The organism is Klebsiella sp. B345, assembly GCF_051131735.1.
Taxonomy (GTDB): domain Bacteria; phylum Pseudomonadota; class Gammaproteobacteria; order Enterobacterales; family Enterobacteriaceae; genus Klebsiella.
Genome location: NZ_CP180443.1, coordinates 3,915,419 through 3,927,870 on the forward strand (window position 1 = coordinate 3,915,419; position 12,452 = coordinate 3,927,870).

Here is a 12,452-nt window from a genome sequence, read left to right on the forward strand (position 1 = left end):
GTTATTGCTCGCGCGGGAGAGGCCATGGCAAAAATTGATTTTCGCAACAAGATTAACTGGCGTCGACGCTACCGCTCACCGCAGGGCGTCGAAACGGAACGTGAAATTCTGCGCATCTTTGAAAGCGACCGCGGGCGGATTATTAACTCGCCGGCGATCCGCCGTCTGCAGCAAAAAACGCAGGTTTTTCCGCTTGAACGTAATGCAGCGGTGCGCACTCGTTTAACCCACTCCCTTGAAGTTCAGCAGGTTGGCCGCTATATCGCCAAAGAGATCCTGAGTCGGCTGAAAGAGCAGCACCTGCTGGAAAGCTACGGGCTGGATGAGCTGACCGGGCCGTTTGAGAGCGTCGTCGAGATGGCCTGTCTCATGCACGACATCGGCAACCCGCCGTTTGGCCATTTTGGCGAAGCGGCAATTAATGACTGGTTTGGACAGCGGCTTGTGCCCGATGACGCGGCGGGAGAACCGTTAGCGCAGGATCGTTGCACGGTTGAAGCACTGCGTTTGCAGGTGGGGCAGACGGAACTGAATACGCTGCGGAGCAAAGTTCGCCAGGATCTGTGCTGGTTTGAGGGAAACGCCCAGGGTATTCGTTTGGTCCATACGCTAATGCGTATGAATCTGACCTGGGCGCAGGTTGGCTGCATTTTAAAGTACACGCGACCGGCGTGGTGGCGCGGTGAACTGCCCGACAGCCACAGTTATTTAATGAAAAAACCTGGTTATTATTTAGCCGAAGAGGGCTATATTGCGCGGTTACGTAAAGAACTTGATCTGGCACCTTACAATCGCTTTCCATTAACATGGATTATGGAAGCCGCGGACGATATTTCATATTGCGTGGCCGATCTTGAAGATGCAGTAGAAAAACGAATTTTCAGCGTCGAACAGCTTTATCAGCTGCTGTACGAGGCATGGGGCCAGCATGAAAAAGGCTCGCTGTTTTCGCAGGTGGTGGAAAATGCATGGGAGAAATCGCGCTCAAATTCCCTCAGTCGAAGCACTGAAGATCAGTTCTTTATGTATTTGCGGGTCAATACGCTGAATAAACTGGTGCCCTATGCGGCGCGGCGGTTTATCGATAATTTACCGAAGATCTTTACCGGTGATTTTAATCATGCGTTGCTTGAAGATGATAGCGATTGTAGCCAGCTGTTAGAGTTATATAAAAATGTTGCTATAAAACATGTGTTTAGTCATCAGGATGTTGAGCAGCTTGAATTGCAGGGCTATCGTGTTATTAGCGGACTTCTGGATATCTATGCACCGTTGCTCAATTTGTCACTGGAAGACTTTAGTTTATTAGTGGAAAAAGAGCGGGTAAGAATTTTCCCCATTGCTTCACGCTTGTTTCAGAAACTTTCGACGCGTCATCGACTGGCCTATGTTGAGGCGGTGAATAAGATTTCTCGCGATGATGAGGCCTTTCCAATAATGGAATATTATTATCGCTGCCGGCTGATTCAGGACTATATCAGCGGCATGACGGACTTGTATGCGTGGGATGAATATCGCCGCTTAATGGCGGTAGAATAGGTACAGGTTTTGTAAAGACGGACAATAAATTTTTACTTTTTGCCGACGCTTAATTCCGGAACTTAGCGCGATAAAATGACTCTGATAGTCACTTACATAGCAATTGCGTTATCCAAAATCGAGATTGAGACATGATGAAAAAAACCACGTTAGCAATGAGTGCACTGGCTCTGAGTTTAGGTCTGGCGTTATCCCCGCTCTCTGCGAGCGCGGCAGAAACGTCCTCTTCAGCCCCCAACGCGCAGCAGATGCCGAGTCTGGCGCCTATGCTGGAAAAAGTAATGCCGTCGGTAGTGAGCATTAATGTTGAGGGCAGCACGACGGTAAATACCCCGCGGATGCCGCGTAACTTCCAGCAGTTCTTCGGTGATAATTCGCCGTTCTGCCAGGATGGTTCGCCGTTCCAGAGTTCACCATTCTGTCAGGGTGGTGGACAGGGCGGCGGAGCGCAGGGTGACGGCGGTCAGCAGCAGAAATTTATGGCGTTAGGTTCCGGGGTCATTATCGACGCGGCGAAAGGCTATGTCGTGACCAACAACCACGTTGTCGACAATGCCACCACCATCAAAGTACAGCTGAGCGATGGCCGTAAGTTTGATGCGAAAGTCGTTGGTAAAGATCCGCGTTCCGATATCGCGCTGATCCAGATTCAGGATCCGAAGGACCTGACGGCGATCAAGCTGGCAGACTCCGATGCGCTGCGCGTGGGTGATTACACCGTCGCGATCGGTAACCCGTTTGGCCTCGGAGAAACGGTGACCTCGGGTATTGTTTCTGCGCTTGGCCGTAGCGGACTTAACGTCGAAAACTACGAAAACTTTATCCAGACTGATGCCGCCATCAACCGCGGTAACTCCGGCGGGGCGCTGGTTAACCTGAACGGCGAGCTGATCGGCATTAACACTGCGATCCTGGCACCGGACGGCGGCAACATCGGTATCGGTTTCGCCATCCCAAGCAACATGGTGAAAAACCTGACCGAGCAGATGGTCAAGTATGGCCAGGTGAAACGCGGTGAGCTGGGTATCATGGGCACCGAGCTGAACTCTGAACTGGCGAAAGCGATGAAAGTTGACGCGCAGCGCGGGGCGTTCGTCAGCCAGGTGATGCCAGGATCTGCTGCAGCGAAAGCCGGCATTAAAGCGGGTGATGTGATTACCTCGCTGAACGGTAAACCGATCAGCAGCTTCGCCGCTCTGCGTGCTCAGGTCGGTACGATGCCGATTGGTAGCAAGGTCCAACTGGGCCTGGTACGCGATGGCAAGCCGGTGAACGTCACCGTCGAGCTGCAGCAGAGCAATCAGACTCAGGTTGACTCCAGCAGCATCTTCAACGGTATTGAAGGTGCGGAAATGAGCAACAAAGGTCAGGATAAAGGTGTGACGGTCAATAACGTGAAGGCGGGGACTCCGGCGGCACAAATTGGCCTCAAGAAAGGTGACATTATCGTCGGCGCTAACCAGCAGCCGGTGAAAAATATTGCCGACCTGCGCAAAATCTTCGATGCCAAACCTTCGGTGCTGGCGCTGAATATCCAACGCGGCGACGCGACGATCTATCTGCTGATGCAGTAATCGTTCACCGTGAAATCTGCCCCTTCTCCTCGTTGAGGGAAGGGGCTTTTTTTTGCCCGCATTTACCCTGCGTTTTCATTCTGTGACCCCACCCGCAACTCCACACTTCTCCGTCCTGCTTTATGCATATGCACAATGCGAGGCACACTGAACTCTTTTATGCTGGAGCCCTGCTTACGGGAGGGTTACATGGCTGGCTGGCATCTTGATACCAAAATGGCGCAGGATATTGTGGCACGCACGATGCGCATCATTGATACCAATATCAACGTAATGGATGCCCGTGGGCGGATTATCGGCAGCGGCGATCGTGAGCGAATTGGGGAATTGCACGAAGGTGCGCTGCTGGTGCTCTCTCAGGGGCGAGTGGTGGATATTGATGATGCGGTTGCCCGCCATCTGCACGGTGTCCGTCAGGGGATCAACCTGCCATTGCGTCTGGAAGGGGAGATTGTCGGGGTGATTGGCCTGACCGGCGAACCAGAAACGCTGCGTAAGTATGGTGAACTGGTGTGCATGACCGCCGAGATGATGCTTGAGCAGTCGCGGCTGATGCACCTGCTGGCTCAGGACAGCCGTCTGCGTGAAGAGCTGGTGATGAACCTGATCCAGGCGGAAGAGAATACGCCGGCGCTAACGGAGTGGGCCCAGCGTTTGGGGATCGATCTGAACCAGCCGCGGGTTGTCGCGATGATTGAAGTGGACAGCGGCCAGCTTGGCGTCGACAGCGCCATGGCCGAACTGCAGCAGCTCCAGACCGCGCTGACCACCCCCGATCGTAACAATCTGGTCGCTATCGTCTCTTTGACGGAGATGGTGGTTCTGAAGCCGGCGCTCAATGCTTTTGGCCGCTGGGACGCAGACGATCATGGCAAGCGGGTTGAGCAGCTTATCGCCAGGATGAAAGAGAACGGGCAGCTGCGGTTTCGCGTCGCGCTGGGTAACTTTTTTACCGGTCCCGGTAGTATTGCCCGTTCGTACCGTACCGCCCGTACCACCATGATGGTCGGCAAGCAGCGGATGCCTGAAAGCCGCAGCTATTTTTATCAGGATTTGATGCTGCCGGTGTTGCTTGATAGCCTGCGCGGCGGCTGGCAGGCCAATGAACTGGCCCGCCCGCTGGTCCGGCTGAAGGCAATGGATAACAACGGTCTGCTGCGCCGGACGCTGCAGGCGTGGTTTCGCCACAACGTGCAACCGCTGGCGACCTCGAAGGCGCTGTTTATTCATCGTAATACCCTGGAATATCGGCTTAACCGTATTTCGGAGCTGACCGGACTGGATCTGGGAAACTTCGACGACCGCCTGCTGCTGTATATTTCGCTGCAGCTGGATGAGCAGCGCTAGACGATAATCGGCCTGGTTGTCATTGGAATTGCCCCGGCGGGCATGACCGGCCGGGGAGCGGAAGGCGTTATTTGTTGCGGGTCAGTTTTTCCAGATCGGCTTCAATTTCGCTGATCTTATGGGTAACGACGCTTTCCAGGTGACGCAGATCGTCGAGGATCTTGCGCTTAAGATCGACTTCGGTGCGATCGCGCTGGCAGATTTGGTCCAGCTCATCAATCACGTAGCGCAGGTTCGGGCTGATTTCCTGGACTTCTTTATACCCCTGGCCGACGCCATCGGCGACCACGGTTTTACGCTGACGCGGGTATTTAAACTTAACGCTTTTAGCGAAGAATTCGCCTTTGTCCTTCTGAAAATAGATTTTCAGGATGTCGTTGTTGGCTTCTTGCCGGAGGCTGTAACGATCTATTTCATCAGGATTGGTAATGCCCAAACTTTTCAGATTGTCGTACATAGCGGTATCCTTGAATTAAACATAACCTTTGAATAATTAACGATAAAATGTCTTTTCGCCAGCGGCAGATACAAAAAAAGCGGGGTTGCCCCCGCTTTTTAAACGATTCACTTAGTCGATGGTACGCAGTAGTTCGTTGATACCGACCTTGCCGCGGGTCTTCGCATCGACTTTCTTCACAATCACCGCGCAGTACAGGCTGTATTTGCCATCTTTCGACGGCAGGTTGCCAGAAACCACCACGGAACCCGCCGGAACGCGACCGTAGAACACTTCGCCGGTTTCGCGATCGTAAATTTTGGTGCTCTGACCCAGGTATACACCCATGGAGATGACAGAGCCTTCTTCGACGATCACGCCTTCAACTACTTCAGAGCGTGCGCCGATGAAGCAGTTATCTTCGATGATGGTTGGGTTAGCCTGCAGCGGCTCCAGAACACCACCGATGCCGACGCCGCCGGACAGGTGAACGTTTTTACCAATCTGCGCGCAGGAACCTACGGTTGCCCAGGTATCAACCATGGAGCCTTCATCAACGTAGGCGCCGATGTTAACGTAGGACGGCATCAGGACGGTGTTGCGGGCAATGAATGCACCCTGACGCACCGCGGCCGGTGGTACCACACGGAAACCTTCTTTCTGGAAACGCGCTTCGTCATAGTCAGCGAATTTCATCGGTACTTTATCGAAGTAGCGGCTTTCCGCACCGTCGATAACCTGGTTATCGTTAATACGGAAAGAGAGCAGAACCGCTTTCTTCAGCCATTGATGGGTGACCCACTGGCCATCGATTTTTTCAGCGACACGCAGCGCGCCGGAATCAAGCAGAGAAATCACCTGGTTAACCGCTTCGCGGGTTACGGTATCCACATTTGCCGGCGTGATGTCGGCGCGACGCTCAAAGGCGGACTCAATAACATTCTGTAATTGCTGCATTGTTTACTCTTTCTCTTTACACATTAAAAGTTCGTCACCCTTTATCGTTTGGATTGAGGGCCTCTGTCAACCGTTGTTGTACTTCTTGTTGTAGCTCATTATTAAGCCCACGCCGGTCTGCCGTCGCGATTATAAATAAATCTTCTACTCGCTCACCAATTGTCGTAATTCTGGCCCCATGGAGTGAAATATTGAGGTCAGCGAACACCTGACCGACGCGCGCCAGCAGTCCGGGCTGATCGAGAGCAATCAGTTCAAGGAACGATTTTCTGTCGGTGTGCGTTGGCAAGAAATTGACTTCGGTGGCCACGGAGAAATGACGCAGTTTTGCGGCCTGTCGGCGTGGCGCCGGTGGCTGCCAGCTGCGTTGGGTGATGGTCTGTTCGAGGCCAAGCCGAATCATCTCATGGCGATCGGCAGAAAGCGGGCTGCCGTCCGGCTCCAGGACGATGAAGGTGTCCATCGCCATCCCGTCACGGGTGGTAAAGACCTGCGCATCGTGGACGCTCAGGTTGCGGCGATCCAGCTCGCCGCAGACGGCGGCAAAAAGATAAGGCCGGTCCGGGCTCCAGATAAAGATCTCCGTTCCGCCGCGGGTAGCCTGCGAGCTGAGCAGGATCATCGGCTTACTGAGATCGTGCTTGAGCAAATTGCGGGCGTGCCAGGCAAGCTGGTTTGGCGTATGGCGAACGAAGTAGTTGGCGCGACAGCGGTTCCAGATTTGATGCAGCGCCTCTTCGTTGATGTTTTCCATCCGCAGGAGCGCCAGCGCCTGTAGCTGATGATGGCGAACCCGCTCGCGCATATCCGGCGTGCTTTGCATACCCCGGCGCAGTTGTTTTTCCGTTGCGAAGTAAAGCTCGCGCAGCAGGCTCTGTTTCCAGCTGTTCCACAGGGTTTCGTTGGTTGCGCAGATATCGGCGACGGTCAGACACACCAGGTAGCGCAGGCGGTTTTCCGTTTGTACCTCTTCGGCAAACTGCTTGATGACTTCGGGATCCTGAATATCGCGGCGCTGTGCGGTGACCGACATCAGAAGATGATGGCGTACCAGCCAGGCGACCAGTTGGGTCTCTCTGGAGTTGAGCCCGTGCAGCTCGGCAAATTTCAGTACGTCCTGCGCGCCGAGCACCGAGTGATCGCCCCCACGGCCTTTGGCAATGTCATGGAACAGCGCCGCAATCAGAATCAGCTCCGGGTGGGTCAGGCGAGGCCACAGCTCCACGCACAGTGGATGGCGACTACGGGTCTCTTCTTTGGCGAAACTTTCCAGCTTCAGCAGCACGCGGATCGTATGCTCATCGACGGTATAGGCATGGAACAGGTCAAACTGCATCTGGCCGACAATATGCGACCACTGCGGCATGTAGGCCCACAGTACGCTGTGGCGATGCATCGGCAATAGCCCACGGCTGACAGCGCCCTGATGGCGCAGCATGCTGAGGAAAATACTGCGCGCTTCCGGGATATAGCACAGCGGTTGCGTCAGGTGGCGCCGGGCGTGGCGCAGGTGGCGCAGGGTTGTGGAGTAGATGCCGGTGATGTTGCTGTTCCGCACCATAATATAGAACATGCGTAGGATGGCCTGCGGCTCGCGGATAAACAGCGTGTCGTCGCGCAGATCGATAAGCGTGCCGCGCAGCTGGAAATCATCATCGATGGGCCGTGGTTTTTCATCTTCCGTGAGAGCGAGGATTGCTTCATCGAACAGCTGGAGCAGCATGTGATTCAGCTCGCCGACCCGGCGGGTGACGCGGAAGAAATCCTTCATCATGTACTCGATCGGCTGGTTTCCCTCGCCTTCGTAGCGCAGGCGACGGGCGACGCTGAGCTGGCGGTCAAACAGCAGACGGTTGTCGTAGCGGGTGAGTTCCAGGTGCAGAGCAAAACGGATCCGCCAGAGCTGGTGCAGGCATTCGTTAAGCTCGTTGCGTTCCGCTTCAGTAATAAAGCCAAAACCGACCATTTCATCCAGCGAGGTGGCGCCAAAGTGGCGACGGGCAACCCACTGCAGCGTGTGAATATCGCGCAGCCCACCGGGGCTGCTTTTCACATCCGGCTCGAGGTTATAGCTGGTGCCATGATAACGCTGATGGCGAATATGCTGCTCTTCGACCTTGGCGGCAAAGAACTTCTCCGAGGGCCAGAAGCCATCGCTGAAGATATGTTTCTGGAGTTCCAGGAACAGGGCGACGTCGCCAATCAGCAGGCGTGATTCAATCAGGTTGGTGGCAACGCTGAGGTCGGATAGCCCTTCCAGAAGACACTCTTCCAGCGTACGGACGCTGTGACCAACCTCCAGCTTGATGTCCCACAGCAGCGTCAGCAGTTCTCCCACTTTCTGTGCCTGGTCATCGGCAAGTTTTTTGCGGCTAAGGATCAGAAGGTCAACGTCGGAGAGCGGATGCAGCTCGCCGCGACCGTATCCGCCAACCGCTACCAGCGCCAGGTCATTGATCGGGCCAAAGCCGTAATCAACCCACAGGCGCTGAAGCAACTGGTCGATAAATTCGGTTCGCGCTTCGATCAGCTGTTCGGCGGCGATGCCGCTATCAAACGCCTCGCCCAGCCAGCGCTGGAAGCTATCAAGATGTGCCTTGATGGCGGCACAGTGTAAATCCGCCTGTGGCCAACTGCCGGGATTCGCCGGCTGACCGGAAAGGGGAGGGGAGACAGTGTCAGGTAAAGGGTTGCTCATTGCGTCACCATATGAAAAAACTATCGCCCATAAAAAATCGCCGGGAGCGATTTTTAACGTCGCTTGCGGCGGCCCGAAGGGTGACGGGCAGGACGCCCGTCATAATAAACGCCGGGAGCGATTTTTAACGTCGCCTGCGGCGGCCCAAAGGGTGACGGCAGGACGCTTGTCATAAAAAAGCCGGCGGGCGCCGGCTTTTCGTTATGCGTCGTGCGAGATTATCGCCGGGATGGTGTCATCCTTGCGTAACGTCAGAATCTCACAGCCGTTCTCTGTCACCACAATAGTATGCTCGTACTGCGCAGACAAGCTCCGGTCTTTGGTTTTCACCGTCCAGCCGTCTTTCATGCTGCGGATCTCTTTTTTGCCGGCGTTGACCATCGGCTCGATGGTGAAGGTCATACCAGGTTTGAGCACCACGTTGGTTTCCGGGGAGTCGTAGTGCAGCACCTGCGGCTCTTCATGGAAGCCGCGGCCGATGCCGTGACCGCAGTATTCGCGTACGACCGAGAAACCTTCTGCCTCAACGAATTTCTGGATAGCAGCGCCAATCGCGCGCAGGTTAATTCCCGGCTTGACCATTTTCAGGGCCAGATACAGGCTCTCCTGGGTGATGCGACACAGGCGCTCGCCGAGGATAGTCGGTTTCCCGACGATAAACATCTTCGAGGTATCGCCGTGGAAGTCATCCTTAATCACCGTCACATCAATGTTGACGATGTCGCCGTCTTTCAGCAGTTTTTCGTCATCAGGGATGCCGTGACAGACGACCTCATTAATAGAGATGCACACGGATTTCGGGTAGCCGTGGTAGCCGAGGCAGGCTGAGATTGCTTGCTGGTTGTTGACGATATAATCGTTACAGATACGGTCCAGTTCGCCGGTGCTGACGCCCGGTTTCACGTAAGGTTCGATCATTTCCAGCACTTCAGCGGCCAGGCGGCCGGCCACGCGCATTTTTTCGATGTCTTCAGGTGTTTTAATAGATATAGCCATGGTGGATTCTGTCCAGCTGCGCCGATTTTTTCGACAATAATAGAGTAAGTCCTGTCAATGTTAACAGTCCGGGCGACCTGGTGCCAAATTGAGAATCATTAACAGCACGTGACGTCAACAAGAGTTGGTGTCCGGCCGGGTTTTGTGGTATAAAGCGCGCCGGACTTCCGTTCCATTCGAACTACACAGGATGGACTGAAGCGACAAATCTCATTTTGTGTAAATAACACACACGTATCGGCACATATTCCGGGGTGCCCTTTGGGGTCGGTAATATGGGATACGTGGAGGCATAACCCCAACTTTATCTATAGAGGTTTTAAACATGGCAACTGTTTCCATGCGCGACATGCTCAAGGCTGGTGTTCACTTTGGTCACCAGACCCGTTACTGGAACCCGAAAATGAAGCCTTTCATCTTCGGCGCACGTAACAAAGTTCACATCATCAACCTTGAGAAAACTGTACCGATGTTCAACGAAGCTCTGGCTGAACTGAACAAAATCTCTGCACGTAAAGGTAAAATCCTTTTCGTCGGTACTAAACGCGCTGCAAGCGAAGCGGTAAAAGAAGCTGCTAACAGCTGCGACCAGTTCTTCGTGAACCATCGCTGGTTGGGCGGCATGCTGACTAACTGGAAAACCGTTCGTCAGTCCATCAAACGTCTGAAAGACCTGGAAACTCAGTCCCAGGACGGTACTTTCGAGAAGCTGACCAAGAAAGAAGCGCTGATGCGTACTCGTGAGCTGGACAAGCTGGAAAACAGCCTGGGCGGTATCAAAGACATGGGCGGCCTGCCGGACGCACTGTTTGTTATCGATGCAGACCACGAACACATCGCTATCAAAGAAGCAAACAACCTGGGTATCCCGGTATTTGCTATCGTTGATACTAACTCCGATCCGGACGGCGTAGACTTCGTTATCCCGGGTAACGACGACGCAATCCGCGCAGTAAGCCTGTACCTGGGTGCTGTTGCGACTACCGTGCGTGAAGGTCGTTCTCAGGATCTGGCTTCTCAGGCTGAAGAAAGCTTCGTAGAAGCTGAATAATAAGGTCTATCCCTTATTTAGTACCGTGTATAAATAGGGGCCTATATTTGGCCCCTTTTTCACTTTTAAACCTGTCTGGTTCTGCGAACCGGGCAGGTCATCTCTCCCGAGGATTAAAGAATGGCTGAAATTACCGCATCCCTGGTAAAAGAGCTGCGCGAACGTACTGGCGCAGGCATGATGGATTGCAAAAAAGCGCTGACTGAAGCTAACGGCGACATCGAGCTGGCAATCGAAAACATGCGTAAATCCGGCGCGATCAAAGCGGCGAAGAAAGCAGGCAACGTTGCTGCTGACGGCGTGATCATCACTAAAATCGATGGCACCTACGGCATCATTCTGGAAGTTAACTGCCAGACTGACTTCGTTGCTAAAGATGGTGGTTTCCAGGCATTTGCTAACAAAGTTCTGGATGCAGCTGTTGCTGGCAAAATCACTGATGTTGACGTTCTGAAAGCACAGTTCGAAGAAGAACGTGTTGCGCTGGTTGCTAAAATCGGTGAGAACATCAACATTCGTCGCGTTTCCGCTCTTGAAGGCGACGTTCTGGGTTCATACCAGCACGGTGCACGTATCGGTGTTCTGGTTGCTGCTAAAGGCGCCGATCAGGAGCTGGTTAAACAGCTGGCAATGCACATCGCTGCAAGCAAGCCTGAGTTCGTTAAGCCGGAAGACGTTTCTGCTGAAGTCGTTGAGAAAGAGTACCAGGTTCAGCTGGACATCGCGATGCAGTCTGGTAAGCCGAAAGAAATCGCAGAGAAAATGGTTGAAGGCCGCATGAAGAAATTCACCGGCGAAGTTTCTCTGACTGGCCAGCCGTTCGTAATGGACCCGAGCAAATCTGTTGCTCAGCTGCTGAAAGAGCACAACGCTGATGTAACTGGCTTCATCCGCTTTGAAGTGGGCGAAGGCATCGAGAAAGTTGAGACCGACTTTGCAGCAGAAGTTGCTGCGATGTCCAAGCAGTCTTAATTTTCACAAGGAGCCGCCTGAGGGCGGCTTCTTTTTGTGCCCGTTTTGTAAATTCAGCGCAATGCTTATAGTGACTGTGCTGAAAAGCGACATACAATGTCGCCAGAATTAACTCATCTCACTTGTTACCGTCTCAGGAAAGAAACATGGCTACCAATGCAAAACCTGTCTACAAACGTATTCTGCTTAAGTTAAGTGGCGAAGCTCTGCAGGGTTCGGAAGGCTTCGGTATTGATGCAAGCATACTTGACCGTATGGCTCAGGAAATCAAAGAACTGGTTGAACTGGGTATTCAGGTCGGCGTCGTGATTGGTGGTGGTAACCTGTTCCGTGGTGCTGGTCTGGCGAAAGCGGGTATGAACCGCGTTGTGGGCGACCACATGGGCATGCTGGCAACGGTGATGAACGGCCTTGCAATGCGAGATTCTCTCCATCGCGCCTATGTGAACGCTCGCCTGATGTCAGCGATTCCGCTGAATGGCGTGTGTGATAATTACAGCTGGGCGGAAGCGATCAGCCTGCTGCGTAACAACCGCGTGGTGATTCTTTCTGCCGGTACCGGTAACCCATTCTTCACTACCGACTCTGCAGCCTGCCTGCGCGGTATTGAAATCGAAGCCGATGTCGTGCTGAAAGCCACGAAAGTTGACGGTGTATTTACCGCTGACCCGGCCAAAGATCCGACTGCAACGATGTATGAGCAACTGAGCTACAACGAAGTGCTTGATAAAGAACTGAAAGTCATGGATCTGGCCGCCTTTACCCTGGCGCGTGACCATAAATTGCCGATTCGCGTCTTCAACATGAATAAACCTGGCGCACTGCGTCGCGTGGTGATGGGCGAAAAAGAAGGCACTTTGATTACAGAATAATTCCCGTCAG

The 12,452-nt window shown here is 53.6% G+C and carries 10 protein-coding genes; 6 read left to right on the forward strand and 4 right to left on the reverse strand.

Annotation, left to right across the window (positions count from 1 at the left end; translation table 11 throughout):
* Positions 1–24: 24 nt before the first annotated feature.
* The 3 genes from dgt (at position 25) to cdaR (ending at position 4,460) form a co-directional block, all read left to right on the forward strand.
* A complete protein-coding gene (gene dgt, locus ACMYSO_RS18380) occupies positions 25–1,539 on the forward strand; it encodes a dGTPase (RefSeq protein ID WP_434666600.1) in 1,515 nt (504 codons plus the stop codon).
* Positions 1,540–1,673: 134 nt separating this feature from the next.
* Positions 1,674–3,113 carry a serine endoprotease DegP gene (gene degP, locus ACMYSO_RS18385; protein WP_434587046.1) on the forward strand — a complete coding sequence of 480 codons (1,440 nt, stop codon included), beginning with the start codon at positions 1,674–1,676 and terminating at the stop codon, positions 3,111–3,113.
* A gap of 189 nt (positions 3,114–3,302) precedes the next feature.
* Entirely contained in the window at positions 3,303–4,460 is a 1,158-nt protein-coding gene (cdaR, locus tag ACMYSO_RS18390; RefSeq protein WP_123757416.1) for a DNA-binding transcriptional regulator CdaR, read from the forward strand.
* A 67-nt stretch (positions 4,461–4,527) separates the two neighbouring features.
* On the opposite strand, the gene ACMYSO_RS18395 is transcribed toward cdaR, so the two are convergent.
* The 4 genes from ACMYSO_RS18395 to map all read right to left on the reverse strand — a co-directional run bounded on the left by ACMYSO_RS18395 (position 4,528) and on the right by map (position 9,547).
* Complete coding sequence (locus tag ACMYSO_RS18395) at positions 4,528–4,917, reverse strand: DUF3461 family protein (protein ID WP_004858100.1); 390 nt, start codon at positions 4,915–4,917, stop codon at positions 4,528–4,530.
* Between the two features lie 111 nt (positions 4,918–5,028).
* Positions 5,029–5,853 carry a 2,3,4,5-tetrahydropyridine-2,6-dicarboxylate N-succinyltransferase gene (gene dapD / locus ACMYSO_RS18400; protein ID WP_004872026.1) on the reverse strand — a complete coding sequence of 275 codons (825 nt, stop codon included), beginning with the start codon at positions 5,851–5,853 and terminating at the stop codon, positions 5,029–5,031.
* Positions 5,854–5,887: 34 nt separating this feature from the next.
* Positions 5,888–8,551 carry a bifunctional uridylyltransferase/uridylyl-removing protein GlnD gene (gene glnD, locus ACMYSO_RS18405; RefSeq protein ID WP_434666603.1) on the reverse strand — a complete coding sequence of 888 codons (2,664 nt, stop codon included), beginning with the start codon at positions 8,549–8,551 and terminating at the stop codon, positions 5,888–5,890.
* Between the two features lie 201 nt (positions 8,552–8,752).
* Positions 8,753–9,547: a type I methionyl aminopeptidase gene (gene map, locus ACMYSO_RS18410; RefSeq protein WP_434666606.1), complete on the reverse strand. Its 795-nt coding sequence runs from the start codon at positions 9,545–9,547 to the stop codon at positions 8,753–8,755.
* A gap of 325 nt (positions 9,548–9,872) precedes the next feature.
* Here map and rpsB point away from each other — a divergent pair, with 325 nt between their 5' ends.
* The 3 genes from rpsB (at position 9,873) to pyrH (ending at position 12,442) form a co-directional block, all read left to right on the forward strand.
* Entirely contained in the window at positions 9,873–10,598 is a 726-nt protein-coding gene (rpsB, locus tag ACMYSO_RS18415) for a 30S ribosomal protein S2 (protein ID WP_100682499.1), read from the forward strand.
* Positions 10,599–10,718: 120 nt separating this feature from the next.
* Entirely contained in the window at positions 10,719–11,570 is an 852-nt protein-coding gene (gene tsf / locus ACMYSO_RS18420) for a translation elongation factor Ts (RefSeq protein ID WP_123757413.1), read from the forward strand.
* A 146-nt stretch (positions 11,571–11,716) separates the two neighbouring features.
* The gene (gene pyrH / locus ACMYSO_RS18425; protein WP_434586299.1) at positions 11,717–12,442 is read left to right on the forward strand and encodes a UMP kinase; all 726 of its coding nucleotides are present in this window, start codon (positions 11,717–11,719) and stop codon (positions 12,440–12,442) included.
* Positions 12,443–12,452: the final 10 nt, after the last annotated feature.

Bases quoted from the DNA above. Each gene is read 5' to 3' on its own strand.
- pyrH (WP_434586299.1), top strand. From the start codon at position 11,717: ATGGCTACCAATGCAAAACCTGTCTACAAACGTATTCTGCTTAAGTTA.
- glnD (WP_434666603.1), bottom strand. From the start codon at position 8,551: ATGAGCAACCCTTTACCTGACACTGTCTCCCCTCCCCTTTCCGGTCAG.
- dapD (WP_004872026.1), bottom strand. From the start codon at position 5,853: ATGCAGCAATTACAGAATGTTATTGAGTCCGCCTTTGAGCGTCGCGCC.
- tsf (WP_123757413.1), top strand. From the start codon at position 10,719: ATGGCTGAAATTACCGCATCCCTGGTAAAAGAGCTGCGCGAACGTACT.
- rpsB (WP_100682499.1), top strand. From the start codon at position 9,873: ATGGCAACTGTTTCCATGCGCGACATGCTCAAGGCTGGTGTTCACTTT.
- cdaR (WP_123757416.1), top strand. From the start codon at position 3,303: ATGGCTGGCTGGCATCTTGATACCAAAATGGCGCAGGATATTGTGGCA.
- dgt (WP_434666600.1), top strand. From the start codon at position 25: ATGGCAAAAATTGATTTTCGCAACAAGATTAACTGGCGTCGACGCTAC.
- degP (WP_434587046.1), top strand. From the start codon at position 1,674: ATGAAAAAAACCACGTTAGCAATGAGTGCACTGGCTCTGAGTTTAGGT.
- ACMYSO_RS18395 (WP_004858100.1), bottom strand. From the start codon at position 4,917: ATGTACGACAATCTGAAAAGTTTGGGCATTACCAATCCTGATGAAATA.
- map (WP_434666606.1), bottom strand. From the start codon at position 9,547: ATGGCTATATCTATTAAAACACCTGAAGACATCGAAAAAATGCGCGTG.